This is a genomic window from Agrobacterium sp. DE0009 (genome assembly GCF_007680755.1).
GTDB lineage: Bacteria > Pseudomonadota > Alphaproteobacteria > Rhizobiales > Rhizobiaceae > Agrobacterium > Agrobacterium tumefaciens_B.
The window spans coordinates 1,291,866-1,313,748 of the sequence record NZ_VEIU01000001.1 but is presented as its reverse complement, the minus strand read 5'-3'; the positions used below and the strand labels follow the sequence as shown (position 1 = coordinate 1,313,748).

Genomic DNA, 21,883 nt, shown 5'->3' with positions numbered 1-21,883 from the left:
CCCCCACGCCACGCCGTGGCACCAGTCCGCATCCGAAGTAAGTCAATGCTTACTTGTCCTCCTAACGCCGCGATGACTGCAATGACCGATGTTCCCGACCATATGAACCCGAAGCGTTCCTTTCAGGCGCTGATCCTGACGCTGCACAATTACTGGGCCGACAAGGGCTGCGCGGTGTTGCAGCCTTACGATATGGAAGTGGGCGCGGGGACGTTCCATCCGGCAACGACGCTGCGCGCGCTTGGGCCAAAGCCGTGGAAGGCCGCTTACGTGCAGCCATCGCGCCGCCCGTCCGATGGACGTTATGGGGAAAACCCCAACCGCCTGCAGCATTATTACCAGTATCAGGTCATCCTGAAGCCCAACCCTTCCAACCTGCAGGAGCTCTATCTCGGTTCGTTGAAGGCGATCGGCCTCGACCCGTTGCTGCACGATGTGCGCTTCGTTGAGGACGATTGGGAAAGCCCGACGCTCGGCGCGTGGGGTCTTGGCTGGGAATGCTGGTGCGATGGCATGGAAGTGTCGCAGTTCACCTACTTCCAGCAGGTCTGCGGCATCGAATGTTCGCCGGTCGCGGGCGAGCTGACCTATGGTCTGGAGCGTCTGGCCATGTATGTTCAGGGCGTCGACAACGTCTACGACCTGAACTTCAACGGCCGCGAGGGCGAAGAGAAGATTTCCTACGGCGACGTGTTTTTGCAGGCCGAGCAGGAATATTCCCGCCATAACTTCGAATTTGCCGACACCGCCATGCTGCATCGCCATTTCATCGACGCGGAAAAGGAATGCCAGGCGCTTCTCGCTGCCGGTGCGCCCGGTGACAACGACAACCAGCGCCTGCACAAATGTGTGTTTCCGGCCTATGACCAGTGCATCAAGGCGAGCCACGTCTTCAATCTTCTGGATGCGCGCGGTGTCATCTCGGTGACGGAGCGCCAGAGCTATATCCTGCGCGTGCGCACGCTTGCGAAAGCCTGCGGCGAGGCCTTCCTGCTGACGGATGCTGGCGGGCTGAACTGGAACAGGGCCGCCTGAACAAATATGTAAGGCGGAAAACACTCTAAACTGCGGATGCCGCCGTTGGCGTCCGCGCCTCTTGAGGAGGGGTCGGGCATGTTCATCACGCTGGCAATCATTGCTGCAATCGCGCTTTATGTCGTCTTCATCTATAACGGCCTCGTCAAGTCTCGGCAGATGAAGGAAGAGGCTTGGTCGGGCATCGACGTGCAGCTGAAGCGCCGCGCCGATCTCATTCCGAACCTGATCGAGACGGTCAAGGGTTATGCGGCACATGAAAAGAGCACCTTCGAGGAGGTGATTAGTCTGCGCAACCGGGCGCAGGCGGTGCCGGCGGGTGATGTCGAAGGTCGCGCCCAGGCGGAAGGGCTGCTGTCGCAGGCGCTAGGCAAGCTGTTCGCTCTCGCCGAAGCCTATCCGGATCTCAAGGCCAACACCAATTTTCTTGAATTGCAGCGCTCGCTCGAAACCATCGAAAACGAGATCCAGATGTCGCGCCGTTATTACAATGGCGCCGCACGCGATCTCAACGTCAAGGTGGAAAGCTTCCCGTCGAACCTCGTGGCAGGCCAGTTTGGGTTTGCCAAGGCGCCCTATTTCGAGATCGACAATCCCGCTGACCGTGCGGTGCCAACCGTCAAATTCTAAGGTCGGCCAAAGCTGCCCATAGACGCCCGATGACATTCCGGCTTATGCCGCCTATTTTGACAAGACGACGATCATGATCGAACTGACCATCACCCCGCCCGGTCACCCGCTTTCCGGCAAGGTGGAGCCACCCGGTTCCAAGTCCATCACCAACCGCGCGCTGCTGCTGGCGGGCCTTGCCAAGGGCAAAAGCCGCCTCACCGGTGCGCTGAAGAGCGACGATACGCTCTATATGGCGGATGCCCTGCGTGAGATGGGTGTGAAGGTAACCGAGCCTGATGCCACCACTTTCGTGGTCGAAAGTTCAGGTCTGCTGCAGCAGCCACAAAAGCCGCTTTTCCTTGGCAATGCTGGCACGGCAACACGCTTCCTCACCGCCGCCGCCGCGCTTGTCGACGGGGCCGTCATCATCGATGGCGACGAGCATATGCGCAAACGTCCCATTATGCCGCTGGTAGAAGCGCTCCGCTCCCTCGGAGTCGAGGCGGATGCGCCGACCGGTTGCCCGCCCGTCACCGTCTGCGGCAAGGGTACGGGTTTTCCGAAGGGCAGCGTTACCATCGACGCCAACCTGTCGAGCCAATATGTCTCGGCACTTCTGATGGCGGCCGCCTGCGGTGATAAGCCAGTCGATATCATCCTCAAGGGCGAGGAAATCGGTGCGAAGGGCTATATCGACCTCACGACATCCGCGATGGAGGCTTTCGGCGGGAAGGTGGAGCGGGTCAGCAATGCCATCTGGCGCGTGCACCCGACCGGTTACGCGGCGACCGATTTCCATATTGAGCCGGATGCCTCCGCCGCTACCTATCTCTGGGGTGCCGAACTTCTGACCGGCGGTGCAATCGATATCGGCACGCCCGCCGATAAATTCACCCAGCCGGATGCCAAGGCCCATGAGGTCATGGCGCAGTTTCCGCACCTGCCCGCCGAAATCGATGGTTCTCAGATGCAGGATGCCATCCCCACGATCGCGGTTCTCGCCGCCTTCAACGAAACGCCGGTGCGTTTCGTCGGCATCGCCAATCTGCGGGTCAAGGAATGCGACCGCATCCGCGCCGTCTCGCTGGGCCTCAACGAAATCCGCAACGGTCTGGCGCATGAGGAAGGCGACGACCTGATCGTGCATTCCGATCCCTCGCTCGCGGGCCAGACGGTGAGTGCTTCCATTGATACCTTTGCCGATCACCGCATCGCCATGAGCTTTGCGCTCGCGGCGCTGAAGATCGGTGGCATCGCCATCCAGAACCCTGCCTGCGTGGGCAAGACCTATCCGAACTACTGGAAGGCGCTCGCCTCGCTCGGCGTCGACTATACCGAAAAGGAAAGCGCTGCCGAGCCGCAGCATTAGAAGTACGGTTCAATGCCGTCATTCCGGCCTTGAGCCGGAAACCAACGCGATCAAGTCCTTGATCGCGAAAGACTCTTCAAGCCACGCCGACGCGCGGCTGCTGGATACCGGGTCTAGCCCGCTATGACGGAAATGACTGTACGTGCATCAGTTGAAACCGGAAACGCTCTGACCCCTCAAGGAGGATCGCCCGTGAAGACCATCGCCGCAAGACTTCTCGCGCTGTTCGTTTTCCTGGGCGCGGCCTTCCCGGCTTTCGCGGAAGAGTTCATCCGTTCGTATCATTCCGTCATCGAGGTCGCGCAAGATGGAAAACTGACGGTGACGGAAACCATCACCGCCCGCGCCGAAGGCCAGAACATCAAGCGCGGCATCTTCCGCGACTTCCCGCTTTACGCGCTGGATGCGAATAACCGCCGCACCAGGGTGGATTTCAACGTCGTTTCGGTCGAGCGCGACGGGGCGCCCGAGAACTGGCGCACCGAAACCATCGATGGCGGCATCCGCATCTATACCGGCAGCGCCGATCGTTTCCTGTCGACCGGCGACCATATCTTCCAGATCACCTACACCACCGCCCGGCAGATCCGTTATTTCAGCGATTATGACGAGCTGACCTGGAACGTGACAGGCAATGGCTGGCAGTTTCCGATGGGCGAGATTTCCGCCACGATCACGCTGCCGGAGGGTGTAAAGGCGACGGATACGGCGGTTTTCACGGGTCCGTTGGGCGCGAAGGGCAAGGATGCCCGCATCCTCAATGAAGGAAACGAGGTATTTTTTGCGTCCACCCGGCCATATTCGGTGGGCGAGGGCATGACGGTTGCGGTGAAGCTGCCCAAGGGCGCCATCGCCGCGCCCGCGAGTTCGCAGGAGACAAGCTGGTGGCTGCGGGATCATCTCGCCATCCTGATCTCGGGCGGCGGGCTTCTGGCCGTTCTCGTCTATTACCTCCGGGCATGGTCCGCGGTCGGCCGTGATCCGGCCAAAGGCGTGGTCGTGCCGCGCTGGGATGCGCCTGAAGGGTTATCGCCGGCGCTGGTCAACTACGTCGACAACAGGGGCTTCTCCGGCGCGGGCTGGACGGCGCTTTCCGCGTCTGCTCTTGATCTTGCGGTCAAAGGTTATGTCGTTCTGGAAGACCTGAAGAATGCCATTGTCATCCGCCGCACGGATAAGCCGACTGCCACCGATTTGCCGACCGGCCAAAAGACGCTGCTTGCCTCCATCGGCGGACGTGGCGAGTCACTGACGATCGACAAGGCCCATGGGGCTGAGGTCGAAAAGGTCGGGCGACAGTTTCGTACAGCCATCGAGAAGGAACATCGGGGGAAATATTACCGCAGCAATGCCGGTTACACGGTGTTTGGCATCCTGTTCAGCATCGCCATCATCATCGCGACGCTCGTCTTCGGCGATCTGGACGAAAACTCCATCGCGGCCGTGATGGTCCTCGGCTTTTTTTCTTTCTTCTTCGGTATCCTCTCCATTGGCATCGGTCGCCAGTTCTCGCGCGGCGCGTCGCTGCGCAAGCGGATCGGCGGTATCATCATGCTTGCCTTTGCCGGCTTCATTGCCTTTTCCGCGGTCGGCGGCTTTGCAACGCAGATCTTTCTCGACGTGACACATGGCACGAAGTCGCTGGCGCTGGCCGCCATCGGCGGCATTGTCCTCACCAATACGCTCTTTCTCTTTCTGATGGGCGCGCCGACGCCGCTCGGACGCAAGCTGACGGATGGCATTGAGGGGTTGAGGACCTATCTGACGCTCGCGGAAAAGGACCGGATGAACATGGCGGATGCACCCACCATGTCGCCGCAGCATTTCGAAAAGCTGTTGCCTTATGCCGTGGCGCTCGGTGTCGAAAAACCGTGGAGCCAGACGTTCGAGAAATGGCTGAAGACGGCCGCTGCCGGTGCCGCTGCTTCAACTTATGTGCCTGGTTGGTACGTTGGCAGCAATTACGGCAGTTTTGGCGGCCGTATCGGCGGGTTCTCGACCTCAATGGCAAGCACGATCGCCTCCACGATTCCTCAACCCGTCAGTTCGTCAAACTCCAGCTTTTCAAGCGGTGGCGGTGGTGGGGGCGGCGGTTTTTCGGGCTCCGGCGGCGGTGGCGGCGGCGGGGGCGGGTGGTAGCGCCCGCCGGCGGTAATTTAACCGATTGCCTTGGTGACTTTTGCCGCTGGTCTTGCTAAGTCCGCAACACTCTTTTGCAACAAATTAAAGTCCTTATCCTATGCCCGATCTTCTGCTTGAACTTCGCTCCGAGGAAATCCCTGCCCGCATGCAGCGCAAGGCGGCGGGAGATCTGAAGAAACTCGTCACCGACGCCTTGGTGGAGAGAGGGCTGACCTATGAGGGTGCGCGCGAATATTGGACGCCGCGGCGCCTGACGCTGGATATTCGCGGTCTCAACGCCCGCTCCGCCGATGTGCGTGAGGAAAAGAAAGGCCCGCGCACCGATGCAAATGAAAAGGCCATCGAGGGCTTTCTGCGCGGCGCTGGTCTCAATGATATCTCGGAAGCGCAGGTCGTTTCCGATCCGAAGAAGGGCGATTTTTACATCGCTATCATCAACAAGCCCGGCCGCCCGGCAGAAGAGATCATCGCCGAGGTGATGCCCGGCATCATCCGCTCTTTCCCGTGGCCAAAATCAATGCGTTCCGGCCCGGCCTCCATGCCGAAGGGTTCCACCTATGCCGGCATTGAAGGCAAGGGCTCGGAAAGCCTGCGCTGGGTGCGCCCGCTGCAATCCATCGTCTGCCTGTTCGGCCCCGAGCATGACGAAACCCAGGTTATACCTTTCGCCATCGACGGCATCGTCGCGGGCAACGTCACCTATGGCCATCGTTTCCACGCGCCCGGCCCCATCACCGTGCGACGTTTCGAGGATTATGTCTCGAGCCTCGAAAAGGCAAAGGTCGTGCTGGATGCCGAGCGCCGCAAGGACATCATCCTACATGACGCCAAGGATCTTGCCTTCGCCAACGGCCTTGATCTGGTGGAAGACGAAGGCCTGCTGGAAGAAGTCTCCGGTCTCGTCGAATGGCCGCAGGTGCTGATGGGCACCTTCGAGGAGGATTATCTGCAGATTCCGGCGGAAATCATCCGGTTGACCATCAAGACCAACCAGAAGTGTTTCGTCACCCGCAACCAGGGTGCGGAAGAGGGCCTTTCTAACCGCTTCATCCTGGTCTCGAATATCGAGGCAAGCGACGGCGGCAAGGAAATCATCCATGGCAACGGCAAGGTCGTGCGGGCCCGCCTGTCGGATGCCCGCCATTTCTGGACCCGCGACCAGGGCGATCTGCCCGATCTCGAAACGCTGAAAGACTCGGCTGCGAAATTCAGTCTCGATCTCAAAAAGCCGCTCGACCAGCGTATGGCGAAGCTCGATGCGCTCAACGTCACCTTCCATGCCAAGCTTGGCACTCAGGGTGAGCGCGTAGCCCGCATCCGCGAACTGGCCAAGGCACTGGCTCCCGTCGTCGGTGCCGATGCCGCGCTGGTAGACCGCGCCGTGGTGCTGGCCAAGGCCGACCTGCGCACTGAAGCCGTCGGCGAATTCCCTGAGCTTCAGGGCCTGATGGGCCGTAAATATGCGGCGCTTCAGGGCGAAAACGAAAGCGTCGCGGCCGCCATCGAAGACCACTACAAGCCGCAGGGTCCCTCTGACCGTCTGCCCGCTGACAAGGTGGCCATCACGGTCGCTCTTGCCGACAAGCTGGACACCCTCCTCGGCTTCTGGGCCATCGATGAGAAGCCAACGGGCTCGAAGGACCCCTTCGCGCTGCGTCGTGCGGCGCTGGGCGTGGTGCGTATTCTTCTGGAAAAGAATGTCCGCTTGCCACTCTTGAGCGTGGCGAAGGACCCGGACCTTCTCTCCTTCTTCCATGATCGCCTGAAGGTCTATCTTCGCGATCTCGGCGCGCGTTACGATTTGATTGATGCTGTCCTGACACCTGAATCCGACGACCTGCTGATGATCGCCCGTCGTGTCGAAGCGCTCACCGCCTTCATCACCGGAGAGGATGGCCGGAACCTTCTGGCCGGTGCCAAGCGTGCAACCCAGCTTCTGGCCGCTGAGGAAAAGAAGGGCACCGTGGTTGCCGATGGCGTTTCGGAAGAGTTGTTGAAGCTCGATGCCGAAAAAGCGCTTTATGCGGCAATCAAGACCGCCTCTGCAGATGCCGCAAAGGCAGTGGCGGGCGAAGATTTCCGCTCTGCCATGCAGGCGCTCTCGACGCTTCGTGCGCCCGTGGACAAGTTCTTCGAGGATGTGCTGGTCAACGACGAAGATGCGGCCATCCGCGCCAACCGTCTGGCGTTGCTGAAGGCTATTCGCGAGGCCACCGGAACGGTCGCGGATTTCTCGAAGATTACGGGGTGAGAACATGGGGGTAAACGGGCATTGCAGAATGCTGGGTTTCACCCCCTCTGTCCTGCCGGACATCTCCCCCACAAGGGGGGAGATCGAATCGTTGTGACCGTTCAATCATCTTCAACGTTAAGGATTTGGCGGGGAGTGTCCCGCTTGCCGATCTCCCCCCTTGTGGGGGAGATGCCCGGCAGGGCAGAGGGGGGTATTCTGCTTCCACGCTTGCCCGGCTTGTTTTAGAATGACCCAAACGCCCCACAAAATCCTCATTAGCGCCTGCCTCCTAGGCCAACCGGTCCGCTATGACGGCAGAGGCAAACCCTTCGCCCACCCGGCGATAGACCGCTGGCGCGAGGAGGGCAGGCTGGTTCCGATCTGTCCGGAAATGGCGGGCGGCATGCCCGTGCCGCGTCCGCCGGCGGAAATTGAAAACGGCGCTTCCGGTCTCGATGTGCTGGAAGGCCGCGCCCGCGTGCTGGAAGTAACCGGCGGCGATGTCACGGCCCAATTTATCGCCGGTGCGGAAAAGGCATTGGCCTTCGCCAGGGCCAATGGCTGCCGATACGCGCTGCTGATCGACGGCAGTCCGTCATGCGGATCAGTCGCGATCTATGACGGTTCGTTCTCCGGCATTAAACATGCCGGCAATGGCGTGACCGCGGCGCTGCTCGAAAAAGCCGGGATTGCGGTCTTTTCCCCGGCCGATATCGACCGGCTCGATGCGCTGACCTCTTGAAAACAAAAGCGCCGGAGTTTCCCCCGGCGCTGTTCGTGATCGATAGCCTCGGACTATATTACCCCGCCATGCGCATCTCGTGCGCCATGGCATGCAGCTGATGGCCGGAGGAGACGCGGAAGCCGCGGATGAGATTCAGCAGCTCCTCGGTGTCCACGGCGAGAGCTTCCGCCGAAGCCGTCGTTTCTTCCGCCATCGCCGCATTGTGCTGGGTGGCGACATCGAGCTGGTTCAGCGACGAGGAGATCGAGCGCAGCGTCGTATCCTGCTCGGCCGCCGAGTGCGCGATCTTGCTGACGATCTCGTTGGCGGATTTGATCTGGTCGGAGATGCGCTTCAGCGCATCGCCAGCCTCGCCGACAAGCCGCACGCCGTTTTCCACCTGCGAGGAGGAGCGGGCGATCTGGTCCTTAATTTCCTTCGCCGCAGCGGCGGATTTCTGCGCCAGTTCGCGCACTTCCTGCGCCACCACCGCAAAGCCCTTGCCGGCTTCCCCGGCACGCGCCGCTTCGACGCCAGCATTCAGTGCCAGGAGGTTGGTCTGGAAAGCGATGTCGTCAATGACACCGATAATGTTGGAAATCTGGTCGGACGACTGTTCGATGCCGCTCATCGCGGAGATTGCCTCTTCCACCACCCGGTCGCTGCGCATGGCTTCAGAGCTGACGGTGGTGACGCGCTTGGCGGCGTCGGCTGCGCCTTCCGCGGTCTGGCGCACCGCAACGGTCAGTTCGTCAAGCGCTGCGGAGGTTTCTTCCAGATTGGCAGCCTGCCGTTCGGTGCGCTGCGACAGCTCGTTCGAGGCCTTGCGGATTTCTTCCTTGGAACCGCCAATGTCGATGCTCTTGGCATTGACCTTGGCCATGGCGGCGTCAAGATGCGTCAGGGCTTCGTTGAAATTGTCGCGCAACGTTGCGTAGCGGTTGCCGAGATCGCCGCAGCGGACAGTGAGGTCGCCGCTTGCCAGCTTTTCCAGTGCTTCGCCGATCGTCGTAACGACACGCGCCTGCAATTCCGCCTCGTCTCGCTGCATGTCGAGATTGTTCTGTCGTTCGGCATTCAGCTGTCGTTGCTGTTCTTCCTCACGGCGCTGCATGGCATGACGCTCGCGCACCTTGTCCTGAAGCGAGGCCGTGGCCTTCGCCATCATGCCCACTTCATTGGTGAGGTTCGTGTGGGGAATTTTAAGCGCGACATTCTCGTTTGCCACTTCGCCGAGGGCCCGATGAATATCGCCAAGCGGCTTCGAAATGCCACGGATGACATAGAAGGCGGCGGCAAGCGCCAGCACGAAGATCAATGCGCCGATGGAGAGCGCTTTCATCACGTCGCCTCGAACCTGCGCGTTCAGATCGTCAATATAGACGCCGGTCACGACCACAACCTGCCATGGCTCGAAAGCAAGGGCGTAGGAGCTTTTGGCGTAGTCGTTGCCTTCCATACCGGGCTTCGGGCCGTAGAAATCCGTCTGCCCACCGCCATTGCGGCCGAGCCGCACCAGTTCGTCACGATAGGCAAACCCCTTGCTGTCAGGCTTGCCCTTGAAATTTTCACCGACCCGTTTCGGATCAGGATGGAACTTCATCGTCACGTCGTAGTCATAACCGAAGAGGTAACCGTCAGGCGTGAACCGCATGGCGCTGACGGTGGCATAAGCCTGTTTCATGGCCTCCTCGTGCGAAAGCGTTCCGGCTTTTTCCTTATCGTAAAACGATTGCAGGATGGCGATTGCCGATTGCACCTGTGTGCGCAGCATGCCGTAGCGTTCCTCATAGATCGCGTCGGTTGCGGATCTCAGCTGGTAAAAGGTCGCCACGGAAAAGGCGGCCATCAGGGCCACCACGAGAACGATCAGTTGACGAGAAATGGAAAGGTTCTTCATGGGTGCTCACAAGCGTTTGGGATCGCGCGTAGGAGCGCGCGGTGCCGGTGTTTCAGAAAAGGAGAGGCGCCTGATGCGCGAAAAAAGGGCTTGAGAAGGCGTGTCATCGCCACAAGCACACATCATGTGCTGCATCGCACAATGGATTTATTTAGCAGCTAAAAATTTGAATAAATATTTAATTAGCTGTCGCTTTCTCGGCGCATTCGCAAGAGAAGTGGTAGAATACAGAACTTCTCCACATGGTTGCAGTATTGCTGTGGACCAGCGACAGTAGGAGCCTGGTCTCAGCCGTTCGCCGGAGGCGAGACGTTAGATCAATTCTGCGAAAGCGCGTAACGGGGTCATGCCGGGAGAGGGCAAAACAAACGACGAGACACGTCTGACGCGTTTTTAGTTGCCGCGCAACTGGAAATCCGGAAACTGCGGTGCGCCGCGTACCGATGCGCTGACGGGCGCTACCTTCTGGTCGTTGGAGATTCGATTGACGGCGGCGGTCGTCGCTGTCTCATCGATGCCGGGCGATGTCGCCGCCGTTTCGGCAGGATGCGCTTCTGGCGGTGCCTGGTCGTAGGTGGCGACGGCTGTGCCGGGGGTCTGTGTCATCCAGGCAGGATTGGTGCTGACAAAGGTGACGGGTGCGCCGCCAAGCCAGGCTTCGGTGCGAACCAGCACGCGTCTGCCATCGACTTCACGCATTTCCGTGTGCTGCGTGCCGGGTTCGATCGAAGGTACGGCATAGCCATCCGCGACGGTCTTTGTCTTCATCGGTTGGCAGCCGGCGCAATTGAGGCGAACGAAGCTGCCATTCGCCACATGTACGCCCTTGATGTATTCGATCGACGATGCCATCGCAGACCCGCTTGCCAGCGCGACAACAGCTGTCAGAAAAAAACGACGCATCGAAAAGCCCCCGAAGACGATGGCGCGGCCTCGGACCCGAGACACCAATTTCCATCCAGTATTGCGGGAAGTATTACGTGGCTTTCGTTTCCATCGGGTCAGCAAACTTGGTAAAAATTGAACGAAACCGTCAGTCGGCGTGATCGATGATGTCGGCTCAGGCCTTCTCGCGCGCAATGGCCTGCCAGCCGATGTCCCGACGGCAGAAGCCGTTTGCCCATTCCACCCTGTCGGCCAGCGCGTAGGCGCGCGCCTGGGCTTCCGTCACATTTTTGCCGAAGGCGGTGACATTCAGCACGCGGCCGCCTGTTGCGACGAGTTTGCCGTCCTTCAGCGCCGTGCCGGCATGGAACACTTTCGCCTCTTCGCTCGCCGTGGGAACATGGGCGATAGGGGTGTTCTTCTGGTAGGCGCCGGGATAACCCTTGGAAGCGAGAACGACGGTCAGGGCTGCATCGTCGCGCCATTCCGCCTGCACCTTGTCCAGCGTGCCGGTGGCCGTGGCGTAGAGGATCGGCAAAAGGTCGCTCTTGAGGCGCATCATCAGCACCTGGCATTCGGGATCGCCGAAGCGAACATTGTATTCGATGAGCTCGGGACCCTTGGTCGTTATCATCAGGCCAGCGAAGAATACGCCGGAGAAGGGGTTTCCATCCTTTGCCATGCCTGAGATCGTCGGCTCGATGATTTCCTTCATGGTGCGCTCCACCATGGCGGGCGTCATGACAGGAGCGGGCGAATAGGCGCCCATGCCGCCGGTGTTCGGGCCAGTGTCCCCATCGCCGACGCGTTTGTGATCCTGCGCGGTGGCAAGCGCCAGTGCTGTCTTGCCGTCGGAAAGGCAGAAGAAGCTTGCCTCTTCACCGTCGAGAAAGGCTTCAACCACCACCTCGGCGCCGGCAGCGCCAAAAGCGCCGTCGAAACAGTCGTCAATGGCGGCAAGCGCTTCGGCCTCGCTCATGGCAACGGTTACGCCCTTGCCAGCGGCAAGCCCGTCGGCCTTGATGACGATGGGTGCGCCCTGTTCACGAACATATTGCTTCGCCGGTTCGGCGGATTTGAAACGCTGGTAAGCGCCGGTCGGAATATCGTAACGGGCACAGAGATCCTTGGTGAAACCCTTGGAACCCTCCAGCTGGGCTGCCGCTTTCGAGGGTCCGAAAGTGGCGATGCCGGCGGCGCGGAGATCATCTGCAAGGCCAGCGACCAGCGGCGCTTCCGGACCGACGACGACGAAGTCGATTGCCTTTTCTTTCGCAAAGGCGATGACCGCCGCATGGTCCTCCACGTTCAACTCCACGAGCGTCGCGTGCTCGGCGATGCCGGGATTGCCGGGGGCGGCGTAGATTTGATCGAGCAGGGGGGACTGGGTGATTTTCCACGCCAGCGCATGTTCGCGTCCGCCGGAACCGATCAACAGAACTTTCATGGTCAATACCCCTGCAAATTCGCCAGTAACCTTGTGTCAGGGGCGTTAAGGGCAGGGGGGCGAAAGGTCAAGGAGAAAGCGCCACGAATGCCCGTCTTTCCCTTGATCGCCGCCTTTCCTGTGGAATCGTGAATGCCTCTTGTTGTCACGCCACAATCAGACATTATGGTCGCCGCTCCAGATATGACATCAGAGACCCACATGACCGCAGATAATGCCCGCCTCGCCTCGCTCATAGCCTCCGAAATCAATGCCCGCGCCGATCAGGTAAAGGCGGCGGTGGCCTTGCTGGACGAAGGCGCGACCGTGCCCTTCATCGCCCGTTACCGGAAGGAAGTGACGGGAGGGCTTGACGACACCCAGCTGCGCACGCTTTCCGAACGCCTCGTTTATCTCCGCGAACTCAATGCGCGCCGGGCTTCCATCGTCGATTCCATCAGCGGTCAGGGCAAAATGACAGACGCGCTGATGGTCAAGATCATGCAGGCGGGCACGAAGGCGGAGCTGGAAGACCTCTATCTGCCATACAAGCCCAAGCGCCGCACCCGCGCGGAAATCGCCCGCGAAAAGGGTCTCGGCCCGCTTGCCGAAGCCATCTGGGAAAACCGCGCTGCCGATCCGGCGAAGCTGGCGGAGGACTACATCAAGGATGAGGTGGCTGATGTGAAGGCGGCGCTCGAGGGCGCGCGCGACATCGTTGCCGAAACCATGACGGAAAATGCCGATCTTCTCGGCCGCCTGCGCGATTACATGCGCCAGAACGCCACCTTCCGCGCCAAGGTCGTGGATGGCAAACAGGCGACGGGCGAGAAATTTTCCGATTATTTCGACCATTCCGAACGCTGGGCAACGGTGCCTGGTCACCGCGCGCTCGCCATGCTGCGCGGCTGGAACGAAGAAATCCTGACATTGACGATCGATGTCGATGCGGATGACCCCTCGCCGGTGAAGCCGGCGCAGCGCACCATCGCCGCCGCCTTCGATATCCGCAACGTCGGGCCTGCCGATCAATGGCTTATGGATGTTGCGGGCTGGACCTGGCGCGTAAAGCTCTCCATGTCGCTATCGCTCGACCTGATGCGTGAATTGCGTGAGCGGGCGGAAGAAGAGGCGATCAACGTCTTTGCCCGAAACCTGAAGGATCTCCTGCTGGCCGCCCCGGCTGGATCGCGCGCCACCATGGGGCTCGATCCCGGCATCCGCACCGGCGTCAAGGTGGCCGTGGTCGATGGCACCGGCAAGCTGCTGGATACCTCGACGGTTTACCCCTTCCAGCCGAAGAACGACGTGCGCGGCGCGCAGGCGGAACTCGCCTTGCTTATCCGCAAGCATAATGTTGAGCTGATTGCCATCGGCAACGGCACGGGCAGCCGCGAGACGGAAAAGCTGGTCGCCGATCTTCTGGCGCAGCTGCCAGCTTCCGCTTCCGGCGCAAAACCCACCAAGGTCATCGTGTCGGAAGCCGGCGCATCCGTCTATTCCGCTTCGGAGCGGGCGGCGGCCGAATTCCCCAATCTCGATGTGTCGCTGCGCGGCGCGGTTTCGATTGCGCGCCGTCTTCAGGACCCGCTGGCGGAACTGGTGAAGATCGAGCCGAAATCCATCGGCGTCGGTCAATACCAGCACGATGTCGATCAGGGCCGCCTCAGCCGTTCGCTCGATGCTGTCGTGGAAGATGCGGTGAATGCCGTCGGCGTCGATCTCAACACGGCCTCGTCGCCGCTTCTGGCGCGCGTCTCCGGCCTCGGTGCCTCGATCGCCGATGCCATCGTTGCCCATCGCGACCAGACCGGTCCCTTCGCCAGCCGCAAGGAATTGCTCAAAGTGCCGCGCCTTGGCCAGCGCACTTTCGAACAATGCGCGGGCTTCCTGCGCATTCCAAACGGCAAGGAGCCGCTGGATGCTTCGTCCGTTCACCCGGAAGCCTATGGCGTGGCGAAGAAGATCGTCGCTGCCTGCGGCCGCGATCTGCGCTCGCTAATGGGCGACAGCGCCACCTTGAAATCGCTCGACCCGAAGAAGTTTATCGATGAGCAGTTCGGTCTGCCGACCGTCAAGGACATTATTGCCGAACTGGAAAAGCCCGGCCGTGACCCGCGCCCGAGCTTCAAGACCGCGACCTTTGCCGAGGGTGTGGACGAAATCACCGATTTGAAACCAGGTATGTTGCTGGAGGGCACCGTCACCAATGTCGCGGCTTTCGGCGCTTTCGTGGATATCGGCGTGCATCAGGACGGGCTGGTGCATGTCTCGCAACTCGCAGACCGTTTCGTCAAAGACCCGCATGAGGTCGTCAAGGCGGGCGATGTCGTCAAGGTGCGAGTCGTCGAGGTGGATGTGAAGCGCAAGCGCATCGGGCTGACCATGCGCAAGGATGGCGGCGAGGCCGCGCCTCAGCCGATGCGGGAGAGGGGCAATGCAAACGCCATGCGCCACGCGACAGCCAAGCCCAAAGATCGCAACGAGGGGTCGCAATCCGGGGGCGCATTGGCCGCTGCTTTGGCTGAAGCGATGAAGCGGCGCTGACCTGCGGTTGCACTGATTTTTTCGACTTAAGCCCTGCCGTACCTGCGGCGGGGCTTTTTGCGTGATGAAATCGTTCAATTTTTTTGAGATAAGACTATCTTGCAACTTATGCTGAAAGGAATACGGTCAGCAAAATTGATAAGTGAGACTTAGCAATTGGGGGTGCCATGGCGTCGTCTCTGCATGTTCTTCTCGGAAAGATAATCAAGAACGGTGATCTCACCGTCAATAGCCCGGCCGGAAGCCGCACTTTCGGAAATGGTGCTGGAAAAAAGGTGGTTCTCAACTTCACCGACGAAGCCGCCATGGACGAAATCGCCGCTGACCCGGCGCTAAAGCTTGCTGAAATGTATATGGAAGGCCGCGTGAAGGTCGCGGAGGGTGACATTTACGATTTCCTGGCGCTGGTCAAAAGCAATACGCTCAGCGAAGCGCTGTCCTTCGGCATGATCTGGCGCGGCATGGCCCGCATCATCGCCGCCCGCATCAAGATGCATTTGCCGGTCAACCACAACAAGAGCAACGTCGCCCATCACTACGATCTGAGCGCCAAGCTGTTCGATCTCTTCCTCGATGAGGACTGGCAATATTCCTGCGCTTATTTCAACCCGCCCGGCATCAGCCTTTATGAGGCGCAGGTCGCCAAGAAACGCCACATCGCCGCCAAGCTGATGACCGAGCCGGGCCAGAGCGTGTTGGAAATCGGCTCCGGCTGGGGCGGCATGGCTATGTACATCGCCGAAAGCGCCGGTGCCGACGTTACCGGCATCACGCTTAGCGAGGAACAGCTGCGCGTTTCCCGTGATCGGGCTGCAAAGCGCGGTCTTGCTGGCAACGTCCGCTTCGAATTGCAGGATTATCGCTACCTGCCGGCATCAAAAAAATATGACCGCATCGTCTCCGTCGGCATGTTCGAACATGTCGGGCCGACCCATTATCGCGACTATTTCGACAAGGTCGCGGAGGTGCTGGATGATAAAGGCATCATGGTGCTGCACTCCATCGGCCAGCCCTATCCGGCACTGGCGACCAACCCCTTCATCGAAAAATACATCTTCCCCGGCGGCTATATTCCGTCGCTGGCGGAAGTGTTGCCAGCGCTGGAAAAAGCCCGGCTGCTGGTGAAGGATATCGAAATCCTGCCCATGCATTATGCTCATACGCTTCGACACTGGCGGGAACGTTTCGTCGCACGCAAGGCAGAAGCGATAGCACTTTATGACGAGCGGTTTTTCCGCATGTGGGAGTTTTATCTCGCGGGCTCGGAAATGGCCTTCACGCACGAGAACTTCCACATCTTCCAGATCCAGATCGCCAAGGACCGCGATGCCGTACCGCATAATCGCGACTACATCGCGCAGACCGAGGCGAAACTGCTGGAGTTTGAAAAGACCCGCGCGCCGCTGGAAAAGGTGACGTTCTAGAGGCTGGGTATTCTCAATCGTCATGCCGGACCCGATCCGGCATTCAGCCAGTCCAAGTCCTTGGGCTGAAAAGAGTCTTCTGCCGCGCCGACGCGCGTCGGCCGGATGTCGGCTCAAGGCCGGAATGACGGAAGAGGTAATCGCCAGCTTTCTTCCAGGGCTGGTTAATCGAATGGAAAGACAATCCCTCTATTTCTACGGACACCTGTCTGTATTGCGTTTCTGGGGTTCTTTCATGTTCAAGCCATCAGCGGCCGTTGCCGCCTGTGTCGTATCGCTTCTAGCCGTGAGCAATGCCCATGCGGATGGCTGGTTTTCGGGCGACTGGTATCTGAAACTCGGCGGCGCCGGTTTTAGCGCGCCGAAGTACCAAGGCGATAACAAGAACGAATTCCGCTTCGCACCGATCATTTCCATGGGCCGTCAGGGGCAGGGCGCGCGGTTCACCTCGCGCAACGACAGCGCCTCGATTTCGCTTCTGGACAATGGCCCGATCAGCATGGGTCTCGCCGGCAAGCTGGTTTCCCCGCGTGACGAAGGCGATTCCGCCGATCTGAAGGGCATGACGCGTATCAAGCGCGGCGGCGAGCTTGGCGGTTTTGCCGAAGCCTACCCGACCGACTGGTTGCGCATTCGCGGCGAAGCGCGTCAAGGCATCCGCAGCCACAGCGGTGTGGTCGCCGATCTCAATGTCGACGTCTTTACCGATATCGCGCCCGGCATTCAGGTGTCGGCCGGTCCGCGTGCCACGTGGGTCAGCAGCAAATATAACGAGCGCTATTATGGCGTCAGCGCAGCACAGACGGCGGCCGGCGCGCCATCGCCATACAGCCCGGGCGGCGGCCTGCATTCCGCTGGCGTCGGCGCAGCCATCACCTGGAAGGTCACCGACAATGCCGAAGTCGGCTCGTTTGCCGAATATCGCCGTTTGACGGGTGATGCCGCCGACAGTTCGCTGGTGCGCGAGCGCGGTTCCAAGAACCAGTTCATCGTCGGCGTTCAGGCGAGCTACAAGTTCAATTTCTCGCTACCCTGAGTGAACAGCCGATAAGCGCATGAAAAGCGCCGTTGCGAAACCGCAGCGGGGCTTTTTTGCATGCGCGGCGGGGTGCTGAAATCCATTCCGCTTTTTTCCCCGATGCTGTAGAACCAACCCATGGTTCACCACAGCGATTTGTCAGACCGCGTTTCCGACGCGCCATCCAACAACTGGGTCTATCGGATATTGCCGAGGGCTCTCTGGCCCTATGCGCAATTGGCGCGGTGGGACCGCCCCATCGGCTGGCAATTGCTGATGTGGCCGTGTTTCTGGTCGGCGGCCCTGGCCGCCAATGCAGCATTGGCGACGGGCGGCTTTTCCTGGGGTGTGCTGATCTGGCACCTGGTTCTGTTTTTCGTGGGATCGGTGGCGATGCGCGGTGCCGGCTGCACCTATAATGATCTCGCCGACCACAAGATCGACATGGCCGTGGCGCGCACACGCTCGCGGCCTCTGCCTTCCGGCCGCGTGAGCCGCGGACAGGCCAAGCTCTTTATCGTGCTGCAGGCGCTTGCCGGGCTTGTTGTGCTTCTACAGTTCAACAGCTTCGCAATCGCGACGGGCATTTTTTCCCTGGTGTTCGTGGCGGTCTATCCTTTTGCCAAGCGCTTCACGCATTGGCCGCAGTTTTTCCTCGGCCTTGCCTTCTCATGGGGGGCGCTGATGGGCTGGGCCGGGCAATTCGCTTCACTCGCCTGGCCGCCTGTCCTGCTTTATGTCGGCGCGATCGCCTGGACGATCGGTTATGATACAATCTACGCCCATCAGGACAAGGAAGACGACACGGCCGTGGGCATCGGTTCGACTGCGCTCTTGTTCGGAGAAAACACACATCGCTGGCTGGTTTTGCTTTATGGCACAGCCCTTGTCATGATGGTCCTGTCGTTCTGGACGGCGGGCGTTAACATCATAGCCTATGGTGGCCTTGTCGCTGCCGCCCTCATGCTGTTCCGGCAGGTCTGGGTGCTCGATATCGATGACGTCGACCAATGCCTCAGGCTGTTCAAATCCAACAACAGGGTTGGGATTCTGATTTTCGCCGGTCTCATATTGCCGCTCCTGCTGGCGTAAGCGGCGGGAATCTTGAGCATGAAAAAAGCCCGGCTGCGTTTTCCGCGCCGGGCTTTTGTGTTCTTGATCGGTCAAGATCAGTTACGGGCGATGATTTCCTTGCCCTCGATTTTCATGCTCATGCCGAGCGATCCCGTGGAGCGACGCACGAGGAAGCGCGGGCGACGATCCGCGAAATAGGAGTGGCGGCGGCGTGGGCGGCTGTTCTTGGTGCGCACCTTGCCGAGATGTTCTTCCAGCGGACGGGCAACGCCATCGGCTTCCACCATCAGCATGGGAATGCGATAGGCTTCGGACCAGCTGCGCCAATCGGCGGCGATATCGCAGAGATCGTGGGCCACGAGAAGGGGAACGCAGAGATCCGGATCGTCATGGTGCAGTTCCAGCGTCACGGTAACCTGTCCATCGCCATGGTCGATGGCACGGGCGGCAACCCCCTTGAAAGCGCGGGCAGGCAGGGCGAAGGACAGAGGCAGGCCGGAAGAGGACAGAACCTTTCTCAGAACGGCACCGCGTTCATCGAGAGTGACGGCGACATCGGGCGCGCCATTGCCTTTTCCATAGGTGACCTGTTGCGGAAAACGTGCCGGGTCTAACCTGAGTGTGGCAACGGCCCAATCGGGCTTCAGAACGGTCTTGGTCATGTTTAATCTACCCTTGTTTTACCTGAGAGCCGGTTTCCGGTCTTCTCATCGGGACTTTTCGTCCTCTGATGTCAGGAGATTATCCGCCGCATGTTCGAGACTGCTTAAAAATCGCGGTTAAGAAAACTTTGCGTTCCCAGATGGTTAGCAAAACCCACCGTGGCATGGTTTCACTTCGGTAAAGCCAATTGGGACAATGCGATTTTTATCGCTGCCAAAAATGTGCTCTTTCAAGCTACGGGCAAGGCGCGTCATGCATAGTCATGCCAAGGCTTGCCGTGCGCCCGCTTGGGCGCGCAAGCGGTGATTTTCAAAACCGGAGCTTGGCGTCCCAGAAAGGATGCGCAGTGCTCCAGGGGGCTTCGGATGGTATCGACTTTTCTCAGCTACGACCTGATCAACCGCGATATGAAGGCGAGCATTTCGCGCGTGTCGCAGCAGGGGCTCGTGGAGCGCCAGACGAAATATTACAAGGAGAACATCGGCAATGTGAAAAGCGTCGATGAGTTCCTGAATAACTACCAGCTTTATTCCTATGCCATGGATGCCTTCGGTCTTGGTGAGATGACCTATGCAAAGGCCTTCATGAAAAAGGTGCTCGACAGCGATCTCAACGATCAGAACAGCTTCGCCAACAAGCTGACCGATGAGCGTTACCGCAAATTTGCCGCCGCCTTCAATTTCACCTCGTCGACGAAGACCGTGCAGACGGAAGCGCAACTCGACAAGATGATCGGCCTTTATGATGCCTCGATCACCAATCTGAACGATAGTCTCGCCGAAGAGACGCGGTATTACAAGGCGATCATCGGCACGGTCACCAATGTCGATCAGTTGCTGCGCAACGACCGCACGCGCGCCTACATCTTCCAGGTTTTCGGCGTCGATGAGAAGACTTATTCCTACGCCCACATCAAGGGCTTGATGACGAGCGATGTTTCCGATCCGGACAGCTACATCAACCAGAAATACGGTGCGGCTTATAATGAGGCGGTCGAAAAACTGACGACGAAGGGCAATATCGAACTGCATGCGCAGGTCACGGACCGGATCGCCGTGATCGACGCCCAGCTTGCCGGCTCAGGCCTCACCGCCGATGAGCGTTCCAAGCTGGAAGCCGAAAAGGCGACCCGGCAGGATCAGTTGACACAGCTGGAAGCGGTGCTGCCACCAAAAGATGAGTGGGAGGCAAAGCTCGCGGCCATTAAGGCAGAACAGACGACGCTGTCGAACACCGTCAACCAATATAACAAGATGGCGCAGCTGGCCAAAGCTTTCGAATTCAAGAATGACGGCACGGTTGTCGCCGGCGGGGCAATGACGGCCGACAATCTGAAAGCCGTCACGGACTCCTATATCGGCAGCGCCCCGCGCGTGACGCCGACCGTCGCGACGCTGAACCGGGATTATTTTGAATCGAAGATCGGCTCGATCACGACCGTTGACGAACTCATGTCGGATGCACGGTTGCTCAATTACATCAGAACAGCCTTCGACCTCAATGGCCCAACGATCGTGCCAGCAACGATCAAAAACATCCTCACCACCGATCTTAGCGATCCCAACAATTACATCGCTACGGTGGGGAGGAACGACAAGCGTTACCTGGCACTCAAAAATGCGTTCAATTTCCTGCCCGACGGGACGCTTGCGGCCGGCACGACGCCGCAGACCACGGCGCAGACCGCGACCACGACCAGCGGTTACATGACCTATTACAACGATGCCGACGAAGCAGCCGACGCGAAAGCGCTTTCACTCTTCAAGAGCAGCATCGGCAAGGTAACCAGCGTCAAGGATTTCCTCGGAACCAACGCCGTCTATAATTATGCGCTGAAGGCTGTCGGGCTGGACCCGGCGAGTGTCAATATTTCCGATATTCGCAGGGTTCTCACCAGCGACCTTCAGGACAAAAACAGCTTCGTCTACACGCTGAAGGACGATCGCTATGTGAAGCTTGCCGAACTTTTCAATTTCACGAAGGACGGCGCGATTGGTTCACCCACGCTGGCACAGTCGGAAATCGAATTGCAGACGATGTCGGCCGATTACATCAAGAAGAAGTCTGCTTTCGGCACCGAGAAGGATAAGGAAGCCGCAAAGGCTGAGGCAAAATACTTCGCAAGCGAGATGCAGAAGGTCAAGACGCTGAGTGAATTCCTGGCCAACGACCGGCTGACGAAGTTCGCAATGGAATCGCTCGGCATCGACCCCAAGAGCGTCACGAAGGACCAGTTGCAGAAAATATTCACGTCCAAGCTCGACGACAATAACAGCTACGTGAACAAAGACATGGATCCGGTCTTCCGCCGCCTCGTCACGGCGTTCAATTTCGATACGGACGGCAAGCTTTTGCGTGAAGACCGAAGCGTGATCCAGACCCGGCGCGGCCTCTACGAAACGCTGGACAATTATCTGACACAGACGCTGGAGACGCAGGCGGGCGAAGAAAATGCGGGCGTGCGTCTGGCGCTGTATTTCAAGCGTATGGCAGCTGGCACGACATCCTACTATTCGATCCTGGCCGATACGGCGATCCAGAATTTCATCAAGACCACCTTCGGCATCCCCGACGAACTCGGCAACGCGAGCGTCGACACCCAGGTGGGGATGATGAAAAAGTACTTCGACATCAAGGATTTTCAGGATCCGGAGAAGGTCAAGAAGCTGATCGCCCGTTTCACCATCATGTATGATAACCAGCAGAACGTGACGGACCCGATCATGACGCTGTTTAACGGCAGCGGCTCGGCAGGCATCAGCGGCGATACGCTGCTTGCCGTCGCGACGCTACGGGCACGATAGGCTGACACGAAGGCCGGGAAAGTCCGG

15 protein-coding genes are annotated in these 21,883 nt (G+C 59.5%); 11 read left to right on the top strand and 4 right to left on the bottom strand.

The window, feature by feature from the left end; translation table 11 throughout:
* Nucleotides 1-72: 72 nt before the first annotated feature.
* The 6 genes from FS804_RS06685 to FS804_RS06655 all read left to right on the top strand — a co-directional run bounded on the left by FS804_RS06685 (nt 73) and on the right by FS804_RS06655 (nt 8,133).
* Complete coding sequence (locus FS804_RS06685; RefSeq protein WP_020813609.1) at nt 73-1,035, top strand: glycine--tRNA ligase subunit alpha; 963 nt, start codon at nt 73-75, stop codon at nt 1,033-1,035.
* Nucleotides 1,036-1,113: 78 nt separating this feature from the next.
* Entirely contained in the window at nt 1,114-1,665 is a 552-nt protein-coding gene (locus tag FS804_RS06680) for a LemA family protein (protein WP_144575761.1), read from the top strand.
* A 73-nt stretch (nt 1,666-1,738) separates the two neighbouring features.
* A complete protein-coding gene (locus tag FS804_RS06675) occupies nt 1,739-3,016 on the top strand; it encodes a 3-phosphoshikimate 1-carboxyvinyltransferase (RefSeq protein WP_144575759.1) in 1,278 nt (425 codons plus the stop codon).
* A gap of 192 nt (nt 3,017-3,208) precedes the next feature.
* Nucleotides 3,209-5,155, top strand: coding sequence for a DUF2207 domain-containing protein (locus tag FS804_RS06670; RefSeq protein WP_144575757.1), 1,947 nt, complete (start codon nt 3,209-3,211; stop codon nt 5,153-5,155).
* Between the two features lie 100 nt (nt 5,156-5,255).
* Entirely contained in the window at nt 5,256-7,409 is a 2,154-nt protein-coding gene (gene glyS / locus FS804_RS06665) for a glycine--tRNA ligase subunit beta (protein ID WP_144575755.1), read from the top strand.
* 229 nt (nt 7,410-7,638) lie between these two features.
* Nucleotides 7,639-8,133, top strand: coding sequence for a DUF523 domain-containing protein (locus tag FS804_RS06655; RefSeq protein ID WP_144575751.1), 495 nt, complete (start codon nt 7,639-7,641; stop codon nt 8,131-8,133).
* A gap of 58 nt (nt 8,134-8,191) precedes the next feature.
* On the opposite strand, the gene FS804_RS06650 is transcribed toward FS804_RS06655, so the two are convergent.
* From FS804_RS06650 to purD, 3 genes are all read right to left on the bottom strand, one after another.
* On the bottom strand, nt 8,192-10,015 hold the full coding sequence (locus FS804_RS06650; RefSeq protein WP_144575749.1) for a methyl-accepting chemotaxis protein: 1,824 nt from the start codon (nt 10,013-10,015) through the stop codon (nt 8,192-8,194).
* Between the two features lie 393 nt (nt 10,016-10,408).
* Nucleotides 10,409-10,918 (bottom strand): plant virulence effector HPE1-like domain-containing protein, encoded by a 510-nt coding sequence (locus FS804_RS06645; protein ID WP_144575747.1) that lies wholly within the window; start codon nt 10,916-10,918, stop codon nt 10,409-10,411.
* Nucleotides 10,919-11,075: 157 nt separating this feature from the next.
* Nucleotides 11,076-12,347: a phosphoribosylamine--glycine ligase gene (gene purD / locus FS804_RS06640; RefSeq protein ID WP_144575745.1), complete on the bottom strand. Its 1,272-nt coding sequence runs from the start codon at nt 12,345-12,347 to the stop codon at nt 11,076-11,078.
* Between the two features lie 201 nt (nt 12,348-12,548).
* Between purD and FS804_RS06635 the strand changes: the two genes are divergently transcribed.
* From FS804_RS06635 to ubiA, 4 genes are all read left to right on the top strand, one after another.
* The gene (locus FS804_RS06635; RefSeq protein WP_144575743.1) at nt 12,549-14,873 is read left to right on the top strand and encodes a Tex family protein; all 2,325 of its coding nucleotides are present in this window, start codon (nt 12,549-12,551) and stop codon (nt 14,871-14,873) included.
* A gap of 167 nt (nt 14,874-15,040) precedes the next feature.
* Complete coding sequence (locus tag FS804_RS06630; RefSeq protein ID WP_144575741.1) at nt 15,041-16,297, top strand: cyclopropane-fatty-acyl-phospholipid synthase family protein; 1,257 nt, start codon at nt 15,041-15,043, stop codon at nt 16,295-16,297.
* A 235-nt stretch (nt 16,298-16,532) separates the two neighbouring features.
* On the top strand, nt 16,533-17,333 hold the full coding sequence (locus FS804_RS06625; RefSeq protein WP_063947806.1) for a MipA/OmpV family protein: 801 nt from the start codon (nt 16,533-16,535) through the stop codon (nt 17,331-17,333).
* Between the two features lie 120 nt (nt 17,334-17,453).
* Nucleotides 17,454-18,407: a 4-hydroxybenzoate octaprenyltransferase gene (gene ubiA / locus FS804_RS06620; protein WP_144575739.1), complete on the top strand. Its 954-nt coding sequence runs from the start codon at nt 17,454-17,456 to the stop codon at nt 18,405-18,407.
* 77 nt (nt 18,408-18,484) lie between these two features.
* On the opposite strand, the gene FS804_RS06615 is transcribed toward ubiA, so the two are convergent.
* Nucleotides 18,485-19,051 (bottom strand): DUF6101 family protein, encoded by a 567-nt coding sequence (locus FS804_RS06615; protein ID WP_063947678.1) that lies wholly within the window; start codon nt 19,049-19,051, stop codon nt 18,485-18,487.
* Nucleotides 19,052-19,417: 366 nt separating this feature from the next.
* Between FS804_RS06615 and FS804_RS06610 the strand changes: the two genes are divergently transcribed.
* Complete coding sequence (locus FS804_RS06610; RefSeq protein WP_144575737.1) at nt 19,418-21,856, top strand: DUF1217 domain-containing protein; 2,439 nt, start codon at nt 19,418-19,420, stop codon at nt 21,854-21,856.
* Nucleotides 21,857-21,883 lie beyond the last annotated feature (27 nt).

What these genes read in the sequence shown, in the direction of transcription:
- FS804_RS06625 (WP_063947806.1), top strand. Translation starts at nt 16,533, where the DNA reads ATGTTCAAGCCATCAGCGGCCGTTGCCGCCTGTGTCGTATCGCTTCTA.
- FS804_RS06650 (WP_144575749.1), bottom strand. Translation starts at nt 10,015, where the DNA reads ATGAAGAACCTTTCCATTTCTCGTCAACTGATCGTTCTCGTGGTGGCC.
- FS804_RS06630 (WP_144575741.1), top strand. Translation starts at nt 15,041, where the DNA reads ATGGCGTCGTCTCTGCATGTTCTTCTCGGAAAGATAATCAAGAACGGT.
- FS804_RS06635 (WP_144575743.1), top strand. Translation starts at nt 12,549, where the DNA reads ATGACCGCAGATAATGCCCGCCTCGCCTCGCTCATAGCCTCCGAAATC.
- ubiA (WP_144575739.1), top strand. Translation starts at nt 17,454, where the DNA reads ATGGTTCACCACAGCGATTTGTCAGACCGCGTTTCCGACGCGCCATCC.
- FS804_RS06685 (WP_020813609.1), top strand. Translation starts at nt 73, where the DNA reads ATGACTGCAATGACCGATGTTCCCGACCATATGAACCCGAAGCGTTCC.
- FS804_RS06645 (WP_144575747.1), bottom strand. Translation starts at nt 10,918, where the DNA reads ATGCGTCGTTTTTTTCTGACAGCTGTTGTCGCGCTGGCAAGCGGGTCT.
- glyS (WP_144575755.1), top strand. Translation starts at nt 5,256, where the DNA reads ATGCCCGATCTTCTGCTTGAACTTCGCTCCGAGGAAATCCCTGCCCGC.
- FS804_RS06615 (WP_063947678.1), bottom strand. Translation starts at nt 19,051, where the DNA reads ATGACCAAGACCGTTCTGAAGCCCGATTGGGCCGTTGCCACACTCAGG.
- FS804_RS06610 (WP_144575737.1), top strand. Translation starts at nt 19,418, where the DNA reads ATGGTATCGACTTTTCTCAGCTACGACCTGATCAACCGCGATATGAAG.
- FS804_RS06675 (WP_144575759.1), top strand. Translation starts at nt 1,739, where the DNA reads ATGATCGAACTGACCATCACCCCGCCCGGTCACCCGCTTTCCGGCAAG.
- FS804_RS06680 (WP_144575761.1), top strand. Translation starts at nt 1,114, where the DNA reads ATGTTCATCACGCTGGCAATCATTGCTGCAATCGCGCTTTATGTCGTC.
- FS804_RS06655 (WP_144575751.1), top strand. Translation starts at nt 7,639, where the DNA reads ATGACCCAAACGCCCCACAAAATCCTCATTAGCGCCTGCCTCCTAGGC.
- purD (WP_144575745.1), bottom strand. Translation starts at nt 12,347, where the DNA reads ATGAAAGTTCTGTTGATCGGTTCCGGCGGACGCGAACATGCGCTGGCG.